At 51.4% G+C, this 17,748-nt stretch carries 18 protein-coding genes; 9 read left to right on the plus strand and 9 right to left on the minus strand.

The window, feature by feature from the left end; all coding sequences use genetic code 11:
* Window positions 1–174: 174 nt before the first annotated feature.
* A complete protein-coding gene (locus ACLJPE_RS09640) occupies window positions 175–402 on the minus strand; it encodes a hypothetical protein (protein WP_024799110.1) in 228 nt (75 codons plus the stop codon).
* A 713-nt stretch (window positions 403–1,115) separates the two neighbouring features.
* Here ACLJPE_RS09640 and tdcA point away from each other — a divergent pair.
* The 8 genes from tdcA (at window position 1,116) to ACLJPE_RS09680 (ending at window position 12,513) form a co-directional block, all read left to right on the plus strand.
* A complete protein-coding gene (tdcA, locus tag ACLJPE_RS09645; RefSeq protein ID WP_001094907.1) occupies window positions 1,116–2,054 on the plus strand; it encodes a transcriptional regulator TdcA in 939 nt (312 codons plus the stop codon).
* A gap of 97 nt (window positions 2,055–2,151) precedes the next feature.
* The gene (gene tdcB, locus ACLJPE_RS09650) at window positions 2,152–3,141 is read left to right on the plus strand and encodes a bifunctional threonine ammonia-lyase/L-serine ammonia-lyase TdcB (RefSeq protein ID WP_000548368.1); all 990 of its coding nucleotides are present in this window, start codon (window positions 2,152–2,154) and stop codon (window positions 3,139–3,141) included.
* Window positions 3,142–3,161: 20 nt separating this feature from the next.
* Window positions 3,162–4,493, plus strand: coding sequence for a threonine/serine transporter TdcC (tdcC, locus tag ACLJPE_RS09655; RefSeq protein WP_000108129.1), 1,332 nt, complete (start codon window positions 3,162–3,164; stop codon window positions 4,491–4,493).
* A 66-nt stretch (window positions 4,494–4,559) separates the two neighbouring features.
* Window positions 4,560–5,768 (plus strand): propionate kinase, encoded by a 1,209-nt coding sequence (tdcD, locus tag ACLJPE_RS09660; RefSeq protein ID WP_001527989.1) that lies wholly within the window; start codon window positions 4,560–4,562, stop codon window positions 5,766–5,768.
* Window positions 5,769–5,801: 33 nt separating this feature from the next.
* A complete protein-coding gene (gene pflB / locus ACLJPE_RS09665; RefSeq protein WP_000867316.1) occupies window positions 5,802–8,096 on the plus strand; it encodes a formate C-acetyltransferase in 2,295 nt (764 codons plus the stop codon).
* A 69-nt stretch (window positions 8,097–8,165) separates the two neighbouring features.
* Window positions 8,166–9,530 carry an L-serine ammonia-lyase gene (gene tdcG / locus ACLJPE_RS09670; RefSeq protein WP_000622071.1) on the plus strand — a complete coding sequence of 455 codons (1,365 nt, stop codon included), beginning with the start codon at window positions 8,166–8,168 and terminating at the stop codon, window positions 9,528–9,530.
* Window positions 9,531–9,845: 315 nt separating this feature from the next.
* Complete coding sequence (locus tag ACLJPE_RS09675) at window positions 9,846–11,177, plus strand: amino acid permease (RefSeq protein ID WP_000443189.1); 1,332 nt, start codon at window positions 9,846–9,848, stop codon at window positions 11,175–11,177.
* A gap of 25 nt (window positions 11,178–11,202) precedes the next feature.
* A complete protein-coding gene (locus ACLJPE_RS09680) occupies window positions 11,203–12,513 on the plus strand; it encodes a serine dehydratase subunit alpha family protein (RefSeq protein WP_000463082.1) in 1,311 nt (436 codons plus the stop codon).
* A gap of 112 nt (window positions 12,514–12,625) precedes the next feature.
* Here the strand turns inward: ACLJPE_RS09680 and ACLJPE_RS09685 are convergent, their stop codons facing one another.
* Window positions 12,626–12,790 (minus strand): hypothetical protein, encoded by a 165-nt coding sequence (locus tag ACLJPE_RS09685; RefSeq protein ID WP_000039326.1) that lies wholly within the window; start codon window positions 12,788–12,790, stop codon window positions 12,626–12,628.
* Between the two features lie 23 nt (window positions 12,791–12,813).
* The gene (locus ACLJPE_RS09690) at window positions 12,814–13,515 is read right to left on the minus strand and encodes a pirin family protein (RefSeq protein WP_000633549.1); all 702 of its coding nucleotides are present in this window, start codon (window positions 13,513–13,515) and stop codon (window positions 12,814–12,816) included.
* A gap of 104 nt (window positions 13,516–13,619) precedes the next feature.
* Between ACLJPE_RS09690 and yhaJ the strand changes: the two genes are divergently transcribed.
* A complete protein-coding gene (gene yhaJ / locus ACLJPE_RS09695; RefSeq protein WP_001041026.1) occupies window positions 13,620–14,516 on the plus strand; it encodes a DNA-binding transcriptional regulator YhaJ in 897 nt (298 codons plus the stop codon).
* Between the two features lie 38 nt (window positions 14,517–14,554).
* Here the strand turns inward: yhaJ and ACLJPE_RS09700 are convergent, their stop codons facing one another.
* The 6 genes from ACLJPE_RS09700 to ACLJPE_RS09725 all read right to left on the minus strand — a co-directional run bounded on the left by ACLJPE_RS09700 (window position 14,555) and on the right by ACLJPE_RS09725 (window position 17,740).
* Window positions 14,555–14,920 carry a DUF805 domain-containing protein gene (locus ACLJPE_RS09700; RefSeq protein WP_000384139.1) on the minus strand — a complete coding sequence of 122 codons (366 nt, stop codon included), beginning with the start codon at window positions 14,918–14,920 and terminating at the stop codon, window positions 14,555–14,557.
* A 123-nt stretch (window positions 14,921–15,043) separates the two neighbouring features.
* The gene (locus ACLJPE_RS09705; RefSeq protein WP_023217464.1) at window positions 15,044–16,030 is read right to left on the minus strand and encodes a glutathione S-transferase family protein; all 987 of its coding nucleotides are present in this window, start codon (window positions 16,028–16,030) and stop codon (window positions 15,044–15,046) included.
* A 67-nt stretch (window positions 16,031–16,097) separates the two neighbouring features.
* Window positions 16,098–16,490 (minus strand): DoxX family protein, encoded by a 393-nt coding sequence (locus ACLJPE_RS09710; protein ID WP_001592732.1) that lies wholly within the window; start codon window positions 16,488–16,490, stop codon window positions 16,098–16,100.
* 247 nt (window positions 16,491–16,737) lie between these two features.
* Window positions 16,738–17,037 (minus strand): YqjK-like family protein, encoded by a 300-nt coding sequence (locus tag ACLJPE_RS09715; protein WP_000095496.1) that lies wholly within the window; start codon window positions 17,035–17,037, stop codon window positions 16,738–16,740.
* Window positions 17,034–17,432, minus strand: coding sequence for a phage holin family protein (locus ACLJPE_RS09720; RefSeq protein WP_000785626.1), 399 nt, complete (start codon window positions 17,430–17,432; stop codon window positions 17,034–17,036). The genes ACLJPE_RS09715 and ACLJPE_RS09720 overlap by 4 nt, the downstream gene beginning before the upstream one ends.
* Window positions 17,433–17,434: 2 nt before the next feature.
* Window positions 17,435–17,740, minus strand: coding sequence for a YqjD family protein (locus tag ACLJPE_RS09725; RefSeq protein ID WP_000031219.1), 306 nt, complete (start codon window positions 17,738–17,740; stop codon window positions 17,435–17,437).
* Window positions 17,741–17,748 lie beyond the last annotated feature (8 nt).

A 17,748-nucleotide genomic window follows, 5' to 3' on the forward strand; every position in this document is an offset into this window, starting at 1 on the left:
AAGGATGAATGACTGTCCACGACGCTATACCCAAAAGAAAGCGGCTTATCGGTCAGTTTCACCTCTTCATAAAACCCGTCAGTGTAAGCTGGCGGTTTTTTGCTTTTACAGGGCGACAGGATGAATGACTGTCCACGACACTATACCCAAAAGAAAGCGGCTTATCGGTCAGTTTCACCTCTTCATAAAACCCGTCAGTGTAAGCTGGCGGGTTTTTGCTTTTACAGGGCGGCAGGATGAATGACTGTCCACGACGCTATACCCAAAAGAAAGCGGCTTATCGGTCAGTTTCACCTCTTCATAAAACCCGCTTCGGCGGGTTTTTGCTTTTACCGGGCGGCAGGATGAATGGCTGTCCACGACGCTATACCCGAAAGAAAGCGGCTTATCGGTCAGTTTCACCTCTTCATAAAACCCGCTTCGGCGGGTTTTTGCTTATCAGGCCGGTGAAGGGTATAGAGGTTGCAGAAGACGCCAGCGTCACCATCCGGCAATTAATTGACAGTCGTGGTGACATAATATTATTCGTTTTTGTGATGAGAAACACAAAACGCTATAGACTGCGCTCTTTTTAGTTGAAGTGAAAAGCAATCGATTTCTTTCACAAAATTACATCCTGAAAAAAAGCAAGAAAGCGGTGTAAATTATTTGTTGTAAATGAAAATTAAATGTATGAAATATTTTGGTTAAAATTTTATTAAATGTTTCTTTACAAACAAATAAGGTAAAAAAATGTGACGCGTAACGGTTTTTAAGCGCATTTACCTTCGGTTTATACTTAAATTTGAGAAATTACGCTTTAAATTTAACGCTGGAATTGTCGATAAAATGTCCCGTAATTGATTGAAATATCGTCTTCATGGGATGTCGAAAATAGGAGATAAAATAGGCTGGTTATCGCCATAATATATCGTTATCCCGACCCTATTTTTTGATTGAAATCAGACTAAGTTGCTGTTTTATTTTTGTAATCTATTGAAATAATAGGTTTTCTTTATTTAATAAAGACCATGTAAAAATTGCGGTAAGTTAATTTGTGAGTGGTCGCACATAACCTTTAAGATTTAATTTGCTACACTTCCTGCCGTTCACAATGTTATTTCAGAGCGGTAGATATGAATACTCTTGTTCTCCCTAAAACACAGCATTTGGTGGTCTTTCAGGAAGTCATTAGAAGTGGTTCTATCGGTTCTGCCGCAAAATCGTTAGGGTTAACCCAGCCCGCCGTCAGTAAAATCATTAGCGATGTTGAGGCCTATTTTGGCGTTGAGCTAATTGTACGCAAAAATACCGGCGTTACGTTGACCGAAGCGGGACAGGTACTGCTTTCCTGGTCTGAATCTATCACCCGCGAAATGAAAAACATGATCAACGAGATGAACAGTATGACGTGCAATACCGTTGTCGACGTCTCGTTTGGTTTTCCTTCGCTGATTGGCTTTACCTTCATGTCCGATATGATTCATAAGTTCAAAGAGGTCTTTCCAAAAGCGCAGGTATCCATGTACGAAGCCCAGCTCTCTTCATTCCTGCCGGCCCTGCGCGACGGGCGGCTGGACTTTGCTATTGGTACGCTCAGTAATGAAATGCAGCTACAGGATCTGCATGTCGAGCCGCTGTTTGAATCAGAGTTTGTCCTGGTAGCCAGCAAGTCCCGAACATGCACCGGCACCATCACACTGGAATCGTTAAAGGACGAACAGTGGGTGTTGCCGCAAACGAATATGGGCTACTACAGCGAATTACTCACCACTCTACAACGAAATGGCATCAGCATCGAAAACATTGTTAAAACAGATTCCGTTGTCACAATATATAATCTTGTTCTCAATGCTGATTTCTTAACTGTTATTCCCTGCGATATGACCACGCCTTTTGGCTCTAATCAATTTATCACGATACCCATAAAAGACACGTTACCCGTCGCACGTTATGCGGCGGTATGGTCTAAAAATTATCGTATCAAAAAAGCCGCTTCAGTATTAGTAGAATTGGCTAAGCAATATTCATCATATAATGGATGCAGACGCAGGCAGTTAATAGAAATTGAATGATATGGAATAAACATATTTAGCGAGATTGACGCCAACTGTTTCTTTTGAACAGTGGGCAACGGTAACTTATTTTTAATACCTAGGTTAAGAGGTTATAATGCACATTACATACGATCTCCCGGTTGCAATTGAAGATATCCTCGAAGCGAAAAAAAGACTGGCGGGGAAGATATATAAAACGGGAATGCCTCGCTCTAACTATTTTAGTGAACGTTGCAAAGGCGAAATATTTCTCAAGTTTGAAAATATGCAGCGTACGGGTTCATTTAAAATTCGTGGCGCTTTTAACAAACTTAGCTCGTTAACGGAGGCGGAAAAACGTAAAGGCGTCGTGGCCTGTTCCGCAGGTAATCATGCACAGGGCGTTTCTCTTTCTTGCGCAATGCTGGGTATTGACGGCAAAGTCGTGATGCCGAAGGGCGCGCCAAAGTCAAAAGTGGCGGCCACCTGTGATTATTCGGCGGAAGTGGTGCTCCACGGTGACAACTTCAATGACACCATTGCTAAGGTGAGTGAAATTGTCGAAACCGAAGGCCGCATTTTTATTCCGCCTTACGACGATCCAAAAGTCATTGCCGGACAGGGCACTATTGGTCTGGAAATTATGGAAGATCTGTACGATGTCGATAATGTCATCGTGCCTATTGGCGGCGGCGGTTTAATTGCAGGTATTGCCATTGCGATTAAATCGATTAACCCGACCATTAAAGTTATCGGCGTACAGGCCGAAAATGTTCACGGTATGGCGGCGTCTTATTACGCTGGCGAAATAACCACGCACCGAACGACCGGCACCCTGGCGGATGGTTGTGATGTCTCCCGCCCGGGTAATTTAACCTATGAAATCGTTCGTGAATTAGTCGATGACATTGTCCTGGTTAGCGAAGATGAAATTCGTAACAGCATGATCGCTTTAATTCAGCGCAATAAGGTTATTACTGAAGGCGCTGGCGCTCTGGCCTGCGCCGCACTATTAAGCGGGAAATTAGATAGCCATATTCAGAACAGAAAAACGGTCAGTATTATTTCTGGCGGCAATATCGATCTTTCTCGTGTATCACAAATTACGGGTTTAGTTGACGCTTAATCTTTTCGTGAGGATAGGATATGAGTACTACTGATAGCATTGTATCCAGCCAGGCAAAACAGTCGTCATGGCGTAAATCGGACACGACGTGGACGCTGGGTTTATTTGGTACCGCCATTGGCGCCGGGGTGCTGTTTTTCCCTATCCGCGCCGGGTTTGGCGGGCTTATCCCCATTCTGCTGATGCTGGTTTTAGCTTACCCCATTGCGTTCTATTGTCACCGGGCGCTGGCGCGTCTGTGTTTATCCGGATCTAATCCGTCCGGCAATATTACGGAAACGGTCGAAGAGCACTTTGGTAAAACGGGCGGGGTAGTTATCACGTTCCTTTACTTCTTTGCGATTTGTCCGCTGCTGTGGATTTATGGCGTCACCATTACTAATACGTTCATGACGTTTTGGGAAAACCAGTTGCAGATGCCAGCGTTGAATCGCGGTTTCGTGGCGCTGTTCTTGCTGCTGCTGATGGCCTTTGTGATCTGGTTTGGTAAAGATCTGATGGTTAAGGTGATGAGTTACCTGGTATGGCCGTTTATCGCCAGTCTGGTGCTAATCTCATTATCGCTGATTCCTTACTGGAACTCGGCGGTTATTGATCAGGTTGATCTCAGTAATATCGCGCTGACCGGGCATGATGGCATACTGGTTACGGTGTGGCTGGGCATCTCTATCATGGTGTTCTCCTTTAACTTTTCGCCCATCGTCTCTTCCTTCGTGGTGTCTAAGCGTGAAGAGTATGAGAAAGAGTTTGGTCGCGAATTTACCGAGCGGAAATGTTCACAGATCATCTCGCGCGCCAGTATGCTGATGGTCGCCGTGGTGATGTTCTTCGCCTTTAGCTGCCTGTTTACGCTCTCTCCGCAGAACATGGCGGATGCGAAAGCGCAGAACATTCCGGTACTTTCCTACCTGGCCAACCATTTCGCCTCTTTGTCGGGGACAAAATCTACTTTTGCAACGGTGCTGGAGTATGGCGCGTCTATCATCGCGCTGGTTGCTATTTTCAAATCTTTCTTCGGTCACTACCTGGGGACGCTGGAAGGGCTGAACGGCCTGGTGCTGAAATTCGGTTATAAAGGCGATAAAACCAAAGTCTCTATGGGCAAGCTTAACACCATCAGCATGATCTTCATTATGGGGTCTACCTGGGTCGTAGCTTACGCAAACCCGAACATTCTGGACCTGATTGAAGCGATGGGCGCGCCGATTATCGCCTCGCTGTTATGCCTGCTGCCGATGTACGCCATTCGTAAAGCGCCGTCGCTGGCGAAGTACCGTGGTCGTCTGGATAACGTGTTCGTCACCCTGATTGGTCTGCTGACCATCCTGAATATTGTCTACAAATTGTTCTAATCCTCACGTTTAGCCTGCGTTTCGCCCCAGGGCGCGGACGCAGGCTGACATCGACGGGGGCACTACATGAATGAATTTCCGGTCGTTCTGGTCATTAATTGCGGCTCATCTTCTATCAAATTCTCTGTACTGGATGTCGCTACCTGTGATGTTTTAATGGCGGGAATAGCAGATGGGATGAATACTGAAAACGCCTTTTTATCTATTAATGGCGATAAGCCGATACACCTCGCGCACTCTAATTATGAGGACGCGTTAAAAGCCATTGCCTTTGAGCTGGAAAAACGTGATTTAACGGATAGCGTGGCATTAATTGGTCACCGTATTGCGCACGGTGGAGAGCTATTTACACAGTCCGTCATTATTACCGATGAGATTATCGATAATATTCGTCGGGTATCGCCTTTGGCGCCGCTGCATAATTACGCTAATTTAAGCGGCATTGACGCGGCGCGGCACCTTTTCCCGGCCGTGCGTCAGGTGGCGGTATTTGATACCAGTTTCCACCAGACGCTGGCGCCGGAAGCCTATTTGTACGGATTGCCGTGGGAGTATTTTTCCAGCCTGGGTGTGCGTCGCTACGGCTTTCACGGTACGTCGCATCGCTATGTTTCGCGGCGCGCGTATGAACTACTCGATCTCGATGAAAAAAACTCGGGTCTGATTGTCGCGCATCTGGGCAATGGGGCGTCTATCTGCGCGGTACGCAATGGTCAGAGCGTGGATACCTCAATGGGGATGACGCCGCTTGAGGGGCTGATGATGGGCACTCGCAGCGGCGACGTTGATTTCGGCGCGATGGCGTGGATAGCCAAAGAAACCGGGCAGACGTTGAGCGATCTGGAGCGAGTGGTGAATAAAGAGTCCGGTTTGCTCGGCATCTCCGGGTTGTCATCCGACCTTAGAGTCCTGGAAAAAGCCTGGCACGAAGGACATGAGCGCGCCCGGTTAGCGATAAAAACATTTGTCCACCGTATCGCCCGTCATATTGCCGGACACGCGGCATCGTTACATCGGTTGGATGGCATTATTTTTACCGGCGGTATTGGTGAAAATTCAGTATTAATTCGCCAGTTGGTAATTGAACATTTGGGCGTGCTGGGGCTTACGTTAGACGTTGAAATGAATAAGCAGCCGAATTCTCACGGCGAGCGCATTATTTCCGCTAACCCTTCTCAGGTTATTTGCGCTGTTATTCCCACGAATGAAGAGAAAATGATTGCTCTTGATGCCATTCATTTAGGCAACGTGAAAGCACCAGTGGAATTTGCATAACTTAACGGCTGTTCTGTAGAGAGATTATTTTTCATGAAGGTAAATATCGATACCAGCGATATGCTGTATGCCGAAGCATGGCGTGATTTTAAAGGTACGGACTGGAAAGAAGAAATTAATGTCCGTGATTTTATTCAGCATAACTATACGCCCTATGAGGGGGATGAATCTTTTCTCGCCGACGCGACGCCAGCGACCACGGCGTTGTGGGAAAAGGTGATGGCGGGAATACGTATCGAGAACGCGACCCATGCGCCGGTGGATTTCGATACCAACATCGCGACGACGATTACCGCGCACGATGCGGGATATATTGAAAAAGATCTGGAAAAAATCGTTGGTTTACAAACGGATAAGCCGCTTAAACGCGCTTTGCATCCGTTTGGCGGCGTTAACATGATTAAAAGTTCATTCCACGCTTATGGCCGCGAAATGGACGCCGATTTTGAATATACCTTTACCGACCTGCGGAAAACCCATAATCAGGGCGTATTCGATGTTTACTCGCCGGATATGCTGCGCTGCCGTAAATCCGGCGTATTAACCGGTTTGCCGGATGGTTATGGTCGCGGGCGCATTATTGGCGATTATCGCCGCGTCGCGCTGTATGGCATCCGTTATCTGGTGCGCGAACGCGAGCTGCAATTCGCCGACCTGCAGTCGAATCTGGAGCGGGGACAGAATCTTGAGGCGACGATTCGCCTGCGTGAGGAGTTGGCGGAGCATCGTCGCGCGCTGCTGCAAATGCAGGAGATGGCGGCGAAATACGGCTACGATATCTCCCGCCCGGCGCGAAACGCGCAGGAAGCGGTACAGTGGCTCTACTTCGCTTATCTGGCGGCGGTAAAATCGCAAAATGGCGGTGCAATGTCGCTGGGAAGAACCGCCTCGTTCCTTGATATCTACATTGAGCGCGATTTCAACGCGGGCCTTCTGACAGAGCAGCAGGCGCAGGAACTGATCGACCATTTCATCATGAAGATCCGCATGGTGCGCTTCCTGCGCACGCCGGAATTTGACTCGCTCTTTTCCGGCGATCCGATCTGGGCCACCGAAGTTATTGGCGGGATGGGGCTTGATGGCCGCACGCTGGTGACGAAGAACTCCTTCCGTTATCTGCATACCCTGCACACGATGGGGCCAGCGCCGGAGCCGAACCTGACCATACTGTGGTCTGAAGCGTTGCCGGTGGCATTCAAGAAATATGCTGCGCAGGTCTCCATCGTGACCTCATCTTTGCAGTATGAAAACGACGATTTAATGCGTACCGATTTTAACAGCGACGATTACGCCATCGCTTGTTGCGTCAGCCCGATGGTCATCGGTAAGCAGATGCAGTTCTTCGGCGCGCGCGCCAACCTTGCCAAAACGTTGCTGTACGCTATCAATGGCGGCGTTGATGAGAAACTGAAAATCCAGGTCGGGCCGAAAACCGCGCCGTTAACGGATGAGGTGCTGGATTACGACGCAGTAATGGAGAGCCTCGACCATTTTATGGACTGGCTGGCGGTGCAGTACATTAGCGCGCTGAACATCATTCACTACATGCACGATAAGTACAGCTATGAAGCTTCGCTGATGGCGCTGCACGACCGTGATGTGTATCGGACGATGGCGTGCGGCATCGCCGGACTGTCGGTGGCGGCGGATTCCCTGTCCGCCATCAGGTACGCTCAGGTGAAGCCGATTCGCGACGAAAATGGCCTTGCCATCGACTTCGCTATTGAAGGCGAGTATCCGCAGTACGGCAACAACGATGAGCGCGTGGACAGCATCGCCTGCGACCTGGTGAAACGCTTTATGCAAAAAATTAGCGTGTTGCCGACGTATCGCAATGCGGTGCCGACGCAGTCCATTTTGACCATCACCTCGAACGTCGTGTACGGGCAGAAGACCGGCAATACGCCGGATGGACGCCGCGCCGGAACGCCATTCGCGCCGGGGGCGAACCCGATGCATGGTCGTGACCGCAAAGGGGCGGTAGCCTCGCTGACGTCGGTGGCGAAACTGCCGTTTACCTACGCCAAAGACGGTATTTCGTACACCTTCTCGATTGTGCCTGCGGCGCTCGGGAAAGAAGATGCGGTGCGGAAAACCAATCTTGTCGGCCTGCTGGACGGCTATTTCCATCATGAAGCACAGGTAGAAGGCGGGCAGCATCTGAACGTCAATGTCATGAACCGTGAAATGTTGCTGGATGCGATTGAACATCCGGAAAACTACCCGAACCTGACGATCCGCGTTTCCGGCTATGCCGTGCGCTTCAATGCGCTGACTCGTGAGCAGCAACAGGACGTTATTTCGCGCACCTTTACTCAGGCGATGTAACGTGAACGGGGCGATCGTGTGGATCGCCCCGCGACGGATCTTCACTGAACGGTAATCTTAGGGGGAGATATGATTAGCGCATTTGATATTTTTAAGATTGGCATTGGACCTTCAAGCTCCCATACCGTAGGGCCAATGAATGCAGGAAAATGTTTTATCGATCGGCTGATCGACAGCGGCGACCTGCCGCGAACGACGCGCATCACGGTTGATCTTTACGGATCGCTATCGCTGACGGGCAAAGGCCACGCGACCGATACCGCCATCATTATGGGCCTGGCAGGCAATACGCCGCAGGATGTCAATATTGATAGCATTCCGGCGTTTATCCAGGAGGTTGCCCGCAGCAGCCGTTTATCGGTGGCGGGTGGCGCGCATGTGGTGGATTTTCCCGTCGCCGACAGTATTCTCTTTCACGCTGAAACCCTGGCGCGCCATGAAAACGGTATGCGAATTACCGCCTGGCACGGGCAAACGCCGCTTTTACACAAAACGTATTACTCTATTGGCGGCGGCTTTATTGTCGAAGAGGAACGCTTTGGTCAGTCGCACGACGTAGAAAAATCGGTGCCGTATGATTTTCATTCCGCCAGCGAACTGCTGACGCTGTGTGAAAGACAGGGGCTCTCGGTTTCCGGTCTGATGATGCAAAATGAACTGGCGTTGCGGAGCAAAGAGCAGATTGACGCTGGCTTTGCCCGCATCTGGCAGGTGATGGCGACCGGAATTGAACGTGGCATGAATACTGAGGGCGTGCTGCCGGGGCCGCTGAACGTTCCACGCCGCGCGGTAGCGTTACGGCGTCTGCTGGTCTCCAGCGATAATCTCTCCCGCGATCCGATGAACGTCATCGACTGGATTAACATGTTCGCCCTGGCCGTGAGCGAAGAGAACGCGGCGGGCGGGCGAGTGGTCACCGCGCCGACCAACGGCGCGTGCGGCATTATTCCTGCGGTGCTGGCCTATTACGACAAATTCCGCCGTCCGGTCAATGCCAACTCTATCGCCCGCTATCTGCTGTCGGCGGGGGCGATTGGCATGCTGTACAAGATGAACGCCTCGATATCCGGCGCGGAAGTGGGGTGTCAGGGCGAGGTTGGCGTCGCGTGTTCGATGGCGGCGGCGGGGCTGACAGAACTGCTGGGCGGCAGCCCGGCGCAGGTCTGTATTGCGGCGGAAATTGCGATGGAGCATAACCTTGGCCTCACCTGTGACCCGGTGGCGGGTCAGGTACAAATCCCTTGTATTGAACGTAATGCGATTAACGCCGTTAAAGCGGTAAATGCGGCGCGAATGGCGCTACGCCGTACCTCTGAGCCGCGGGTTTCGCTCGATAAAGTGATCGAAACCATGTACGAAACGGGTAAAGACATGAACGACAAATATCGCGAGACGTCGCGCGGCGGTCTGGCGATTAAAGTCGTTTGTGGATAGGCCCGACAGGCGCAGAGTGAGCAGGCTATGGGATAACGCAGAAGACAGAAGCTGAGAAAAGGGCGCACCAATGTGCGCCCTTTTTTGTTGTGATGTGCGTCAAATAGAGAAAATAACAACATTAAACCAATAGTAAATAGAAAAGAATTCTTAACCCATAAGAAATGCAGGTGTTTTATTGGTAAGTTTTTCTCTTATCGTGCGCGTATGATTTTCTTATTACAAGAAAGTACCTGCACCTCACGTTCTGCATATCGCCTTGCTGCGGCACGAAAAATAAAAAAAACCTCTACCTACACATTGAGCGAGAATTTTATGGAATCGGCTAGTAATACCAGCGTAATCCTCGACGCATCAGCCCCGGCGCGTCGGGCAGGGATGACAGAAAGCGAATGGCGTGAAGCCATCAAATTTGATAGTACCGACACCGGTTGGGTCATTATGAGTATCGGGATGGCGATCGGCGCAGGGATCGTTTTTCTTCCTGTCCAGGTTGGCCTGATGGGACTTTGGGTCTTTTTACTCTCTTCTATTATTGGCTATCCGGCCATGTACCTGTTCCAGCGGCTGTTTATTAATACGCTGGCGGAATCCCCGGAATGTAAAGACTACCCCAGCGTGATCAGCGGCTATCTGGGCAAAAACTGGGGTATTTTATTAGGCGCGCTGTACTTTGTAATGCTCGTCATCTGGATGTTCGTCTATTCTACGGCGATTACTAACGACAGCGCCTCTTATCTGCATACTTTCGGCGTAACGGAAGGATTACTTTCCGATAGTCCGTTTTATGGTCTGGTGCTGATCTGCATCCTGGTGGCGATTTCCTCACGCGGTGAAAAATTACTGTTCAAAATTTCCACCGGCATGGTGCTGACCAAGCTACTGGTAGTAGCGGCGCTGGGCGTCTCCATGGTGGGTATGTGGCATCTGTATAACATTGGCGCGCTGCCGCCGATGGCCCTGCTGATTAAAAACGCCATTATTACCCTGCCATTTACGCTGACCTCGATTTTATTTATCCAGACGTTAAGCCCAATGGTGATCTCTTACCGTTCACGCGAAAAATCTATTGAGGTCGCACGTCATAAAGCGTTGCGCGCCATGAATATCGCGTTTGGCGTCCTGTTCGTTACCGTCTTTTTCTATGCGGTTTCCTTCACCCTGGCGATGGGGCATGACGAAGCGGTGAAAGCCTACGAGCAGAATATTTCCGCCCTGGCGATCGCCGCGCAGTTTATTAGCGGCGATGGCGCTGGCTGGGTCAAAGTGGTTAGCGTAATTCTGAACATCTTTGCCGTCATGACCGCCTTCTTTGGCGTTTACTTAGGATTCCGCGAAGCGACGCAAGGCATTGTGATGAATATCCTGCGCCGCAAAATGCCCGCCGAGAAGATTAAGGAAAATCTGGTACAGCGCGGCATTATGATTTTCGCTATTTTGCTGGCCTGGAGCGCCATTGTGCTCAACGCGCCGGTACTGAGCTTCACCTCTATTTGTAGCCCTATCTTCGGTATGGTGGGCTGTTTAATTCCGGCATGGTTGGTCTACAAGGTTCCCGCATTGCACAAATATAAAGGCGCTTCGTTGTACCTGATTATTATTACCGGTCTGCTGCTATGCGTTTCTCCGTTCCTGGCATTCTCTTGATATACCTGAGATTAAGGTTGTTGTTATGTTTGAATCTAAAATAAATCCATTGTGGCAAAGTTTTATCCTGGCCGTACAGGAAGAAGTAAAACCGGCGCTGGGGTGTACTGAGCCAATTTCACTGGCGCTGGCGGCAGCGGCGGCGGCGGCTGAACTTGACGGCACAGTTGAACGCATTGACGCGTGGGTTTCGCCTAATCTGATGAAAAATGGTATGGGCGTTACCGTTCCAGGAACGGGAATGGTAGGGCTACCGATCGCCGCGGCGCTTGGCGCGTTGGGCGGTGATGCGAAAGCCGGGTTGGAGGTGTTAAAAGACGCTTCCGCTAAAGCCGTTGCCAATGCAAAAGCGATGCTGGCCGCCGGACATGTCGCAGTGATGTTGCAGGAGCCATGTAACGATATCCTGTTTTCACGGGCGAAAGTGTATAGCGGCAATAGCTGGGCATGTGTCACGATCGTCGGCGATCATACAAACATTGTGCGGATAGAAACCGACAAGGGCGTGGTATTTACCCAGGCCGATAATGCGCAGGAAGAAGAAAAAACCTCGCCGCTGGGAGTGCTGTCTCATACCTCGCTGGAAGAGATCCTGGCGTTTGTGAATGCGGTGCCCTTTGACGCTATCCGCTTTATTCTGGATGCGGCCAGGCTAAACGGCGCGTTGTCGCAGGAGGGACTGCGTGGTTCCTGGGGGCTGCATATCGGTTCGACGCTGGCCAAACAGTGCGATCGCGGTCTGCTGGCGAAAGATCTCTCCACGGCGATTTTGATCCGTACCAGCGCGGCGTCAGACGCCAGAATGGGCGGCGCCACGTTGCCCGCGATGAGCAACTCCGGCTCCGGCAACCAGGGGATTACCGCCACGGTGCCAGTCATGGTGGTTGCTGAACATGTCGGTGCCGATGACGAGCGCCTGGCGCGCGCGCTAATGTTATCGCATTTGAGCGCTATCTATATTCACCATCAGCTTCCGCGTTTGTCGGCGCTGTGCGCGGCAACTACGGCGGCGATGGGCGCGGCGGCGGGTATGGCGTGGCTGATAGATGGTCGTTATGACACTATCGCAATGGCTATCAGCAGTATGATCGGCGATGTCAGCGGGATGATTTGCGATGGCGCGTCGAATAGCTGTGCGATGAAAGTCTCTACCAGCGCGTCGGCGGCGTGGAAAGCCGTACTGATGGCGTTGGATGATACGGCGGTGACCGGAAACGAAGGGATTGTGGCGCACAATGTCGAACAATCTATTTCGAATTTGTGTTCGCTGGCGTGTCGCTCAATGCAGCAGACAGACAAGCAGATCATCGAGATTATGGCCAGTAAAGCGCATTAATAATAACGCCCCGGCATGACGTCGGGGCAGCGTGTTGCCCGATGGCGCTGCGCTTATCGGGTCTACCTGTTCTAAGCCGGATCGGGCGCTTGCGCCGCCATCCGGCATGATTTCAGGCTGCGGCCTCTTCTTCTGCCAGCCGGGCTTCGGCGTCCGCCACGATGGCTTCCAGTTCGGTTAGCATCTCTTCATAGCCCAGCGGCACAGTGGCGCTCATCGCCTCCTGTACGGCAGGTTTTACCACGGGCTGACGTTTCTTCGCCGATTTTTTGCTCATCTTGCGACTCCTTTTCTGGCTGGCTACACCGGTAAATCTACCAGTAATGCGCGCAGCGGCGTATCGGCAACCAGCGTAATGTTAGGTTCATCACGAATAAATGCGCCATCTCCGCAGGTTAACGCCTCGCGTTCTTCGTTGTGCGTCATCGCGTGGAACGTACCGTGAATCGACTGCAAATAGGCGCGCGGCCCGTGAAGCTGGAAATTAAGCGATTCGCCTTTCTCCAGCGTAATATGATGTACCCAGACCTGTTGGCGCAGTTGTAAGCTGTTTTGCTCACCGTCGGGCGAGGCAAGAAGCTGTTGTTGCGCCGCCAGGAGTGGGATTTTTTGTACCAGCGCGTTTTCCCGTTCAGGACAGGCGTCAAGCCACAGTTGCATTCGGGTTAACGGCTTAACTTTGCTGAGATTATGTTCGCTGTAGCTAATGCCCGGCTGCGCGGCGAGCAGCAACGCTTCGCCCGCTTTAGCCTGTACATGGTTGCCGTCGCTGTCGCGGTATTCCGCTTCGCCGTCCAGAATCAGGTTTAAAATATCCACCTTTGGATAAGTTCGAGGCTGAAAAGAGGCGCCCGGCGCCAGCACTTCCTGGTTCAGTACGCGCAACGACGCGTAGCCCAGCAGTGTAGGGTCGAAATAGTGTCCAAAGGAGAAGGTATAGCGGGCCTGTAGCCATCCGTAGTCTGCCTGTCCACATTGTTTGGCGGTTCGGGTCGTAATCATCGTTATTAACCTCTCTTTACTTCCTTTTATGTTAAGGGGCTGGACGCTGCATTGTTAGCCAGATATTCTGCCCGGTATGTTCAAATTTCCTGAATGAGAACGTTATGGCTAAAGAGAGAGCGCTGACGCTTGAAGCATTGCGTGTGATGGACGCCATTGACCGCCGGGGCAGTTTTGCCGCAGCGGCTGATGAGTTGGGGCGGGTGCCCTCCGCGCTGAGTTACACCATGCAGAAGCTGGAAGAAGAGTTGGACGTTGTACTGTTCGATCGCTCCGGCCATCGTACAAAATTCACCAACGTCGGACGTATGCTGCTGGAACGCGGGCGGGTATTGCTGGAAGCGGCAGACAAGTTAACAACGGATGCTGAAGCGTTGGCCCGCGGTTGGGAAACGCATCTGACGCTGGTCACTGAAGCTCTGGTACCGACGCCTGCTTTTTTTCCACTGATCGACCGGCTGGCCGCTAAAGCCAATACGCAGCTTTCATTGATTACCGAAGTACTGGCTGGCGCATGGGAGCGGCTTGAGCAGGGACGGGCGGATATCGTTATCGCCCCGGATATGCATTTTCGATCGTCGTCGGAAATTAACTCCCGTAAGTTGTATACGTTAATGAATGTGTATGTCGCCGCGCCTGACCACCCTATTCATCAGGAGCCGGAGCCGCTTTCGGAAGTGACGCGGGTTAAATACCGCGGCGTAGCGGTAGCGGATACCGCGCGCGAGCGGCCGGTATTAACGGTGCAACTGCTGGATAAGCAGCCACGTCTGACGGTAAGCACGATTGAAGATAAACGTCAGGCGCTGCTGGCCGGGCTTGGCGTCGCGACTATGCCATATTCGATGGTGGAACAGGATATTGCCGAAGGGCGGCTACGCGTGGTCAGCCCGGAATCGACCAGCGAAATCGATATTATTATGGCCTGGCGGCGCGACAGTATGGGGGAGGCAAAAGCCTGGTGCCTGCGGGAAATACCTAAGCTATTCGCCGGAAAATAAATAGCGCGCGGCGCTTTAAAAGCGGCGCCGCGCCGCCATCAGGAAAAACGTTTCGGGTCGGGGCCGAAGCGGTTGTCGCCTGGCGTACCATTCTGGCAGTTGAACGCGATGATGATAAGCCAGCCGATAATGGGGATAAGTAGCAACAGTAGCCACCATGCGGAGCGGTCAGTGTCATGCAGACGACGGAACTGCACGGCCCACCACGGTAAAAAGATCAGAACGCCGTAAATGGTGGTCAGAACGCCTTCACCCCCGGCGCGTTGCCAGCCAAGCATGGCGTCCAGCAGGCCCAACACAAAGGTAAAGATGATATTGACCAGAATAAACATCCAGTACTCTTTGCGTCGCGCGCGGCCGCCAAATCCCAGATAATTTTTTAAAACCTTTAAATACCAATCCATTTTCGCCTCAATAATGGTTCAATCACTTGTTTTTAAAGTAATCAAACTAAGAATAGCCGCGAATGAAATGCTGGTAAATATTTGTGGTATTAATTAATAAGGCGTCCCGGAGGACGCCTGAAATTAGCCAAAGCGCACGTCGCGCCCGTGAGGTTCGAGCAGATCCTGCCACGGTCCGATAGAAATGATACCTGTGGGGTTAATCGTTTTATGGCTACGGAAATAGTGGTGACGAATATGGTCCATATTAACGGTTTCAGCAATGCCCGGTATTTGATAGATATCGCGCAGGAAACCGTACAGATTCAGGTAGTCGCTGATTCGGTATTTGTCGCACTTGAAATGAGTCACGTAAACCGGATCAAAGCGTACCAGGGTCGTCCATAAGCGGATATCCGCCTCGGTCAACTGGTCGCCCGTCAGATAGCGGTGCTGTCCGAGAATCTGTTCCAGGCGCGCCAGCGCAGTAAATACCTTTTCTACCGCTTCATCATACGCTTGCTGGCTGGTGGCGAAGCCTGCTTTATAAACGCCGTTATTAACGTTGTCATAAATCCAGCCGTTTAACTCGTCAATTTTGCTTTGCAGCGCGGGGGGATAGTAATCCCCGGCTTTAGCGCCTAGCCCATCGAAGGCGGAGTTAAACATACGAATGATTTCGGCGGACTCGTTGCTGACGATAGTATGATTTTTTTTATCCCATAAGACCGGTACGGTGACGCGGCCGCTGTAGTGTGGATCGGCGTGCAGATACAACTGGTAGAGAAATTCATGCTGATAGAGGGTATCGCCGGTGGCCGCCGGAAAAGTATCATCAAACGTCCAGCCGTTTTCCAGCATCAATGGATTCACGACGGAAACCGGAATAAACGGCTCCAGACCTTTCAGTTTACGGAAAATGAGCGTGCGATGCGCCCAGGGGCAGGCAAGGGAAACGTACAGATGGTAACGATCTTTTTCTGCGGCGAATCCGCCTTCGCCGGAAGGTCCGGGCGCGCCGTCAGCGGTAAGCCAGTTGCGGAAAGCCGACGCTGAACGCTGAAATTTCCCCCCGGAAGATTTGGTGTCATACCAGGTGTCGTGCCAGACGCCATCGATCAGTTGTCCCATGTCTCTCTCCTTCAGATGACAAAAGCGAGGCGCTATTCCCTCGCTTTTTTAATTGAGTATAGATTGCTTACCACTTTTTATTCAGCAGACGGTCAAGGCTGAACGCGCCAGGCCCGGTTAACGCCAGTAATAAGAATCCGCCGGCAATGGTCAGGTTTTTCATAAACATCAGCGAGTTTACACCTTCTGCAAAATTGCTATGGAAGATCAATGCCGTCAGCAACGTAAAACCAGCGGTAAAAAGCGCAGTGGTGCGGGTGAGGAACCCCAGCAGAATCGCCAGACCGCCGCCGAACTCAAGCAGTATGGTGAGCGGCAGCAGGAATCCTGGTACGCCCATCGCTTCCATATACTGTTGTGTGCCCGCATAGCCGCTAATTTTTCCCCATCCTGCGGTAATAAACAGAACTGGCATTAAAATACGCGCTATCAGTACACCAACATCTTCTAATTTTTTCATTTTATTCTCCAGGAGGCCGATTCGGCTGCTGCTGCTATTTTCATGAGCAATGGCGCGGTTTAGCGCGTCATTGTTATCGCTGGAGAGAATCATAAACGTGGCGTACAGGAATTGTTAGCAAGGAAAATTGCCAAATTTTTTCAAAAAATTTGAGTGATTGATAAAGAGACGATATGCATAAAAGTATCGCGCCACCAGGTGTAATAGGGCGATAACCTGATGGCGCGATGCTATAAAAGAAAAGATATTAACCGCGGAGCTGTTGTTGACGGAGGGTAGTTTTTACCAGGCGCCAGGCGCTCCAGATACCCAGGCCGCGTTTCGCCCAGCGTACCAACATATTAGGATGACGGATGGTCCAGATGGCCATTACGCTGCTACCGACCAGCGCCCAGGAGCGCAGGCTTAACACCGTATTCCAGCCGCGATCGTACGCGCCGGTGGTCTCCAGCCAGTCGCGACGACTGGCGGACAGATCCAGCCGTTGCTGCTGGATCTGACTGAGAAGCAGCGCTTTACGTTTTTCGCGTTCGCCTTTGCTGCTCACGACTGATCGTCCTCCAGAATTTGCCGATCGTTAGCCAGTTCGTGCCGCGTATGGCGCAATAGCGTGGACTGACGCGCTTTGCGCAAAGTCCAGATGCCGCCGATTAGCGCAAGCACTAACAGCACAACTGTGGTAGCGATCATCGCGTTCAAACGGTACTGAGGATCGATAGCCCAGATGACCAGAACCATCAGGCTCATTAAGCCAAACGCCGCGAAGAGCATGGTAAGACCTACCATCAGCAAAAGCTGAAAGAGGTTCGCCTTCTCTTCTTCCAGTTCTACTACCGCCAGTCGCAGCCGGGTTTCCACCATCTCAACGATAATGGTGACAATCCGCTGCCCGATACCCAGTACGCTTTTGCCTGGTCCTTGTGCCTGTCGAGAGTCCGCCATAATTAACGACGCGTCAGCAGTACGCCCAACACCAGACCGACAGCGGCGCCAATGCCTACGCCTGTCCAGGGATTTTCGCGCACATAATCATCGGCGCGGGCGGCGGCGACGCGAGTCTGTTTGGCAATCACATCACCCGTTTCGCCCAGGCGGTAACGGCTCTCTTTCAGCGCGCGCTCGGCTTTGCTACGAATCTTACTCAACTCTTCTTTCGACTTTTCGCCCGAAGAGCTCAGCACTTCTTCAAGCGTATCGGTCAGGGATTTCAACTCAGCGCGCAGATGTTCCGTAGTGTTATCTTTCGACATAGTTTTCT

It is taken from the genome of Salmonella sp. SAL04196, assembly GCF_046550835.1.
GTDB classification, from domain to species: Bacteria; Pseudomonadota; Gammaproteobacteria; order Enterobacterales; family Enterobacteriaceae; genus Salmonella; species Salmonella enterica.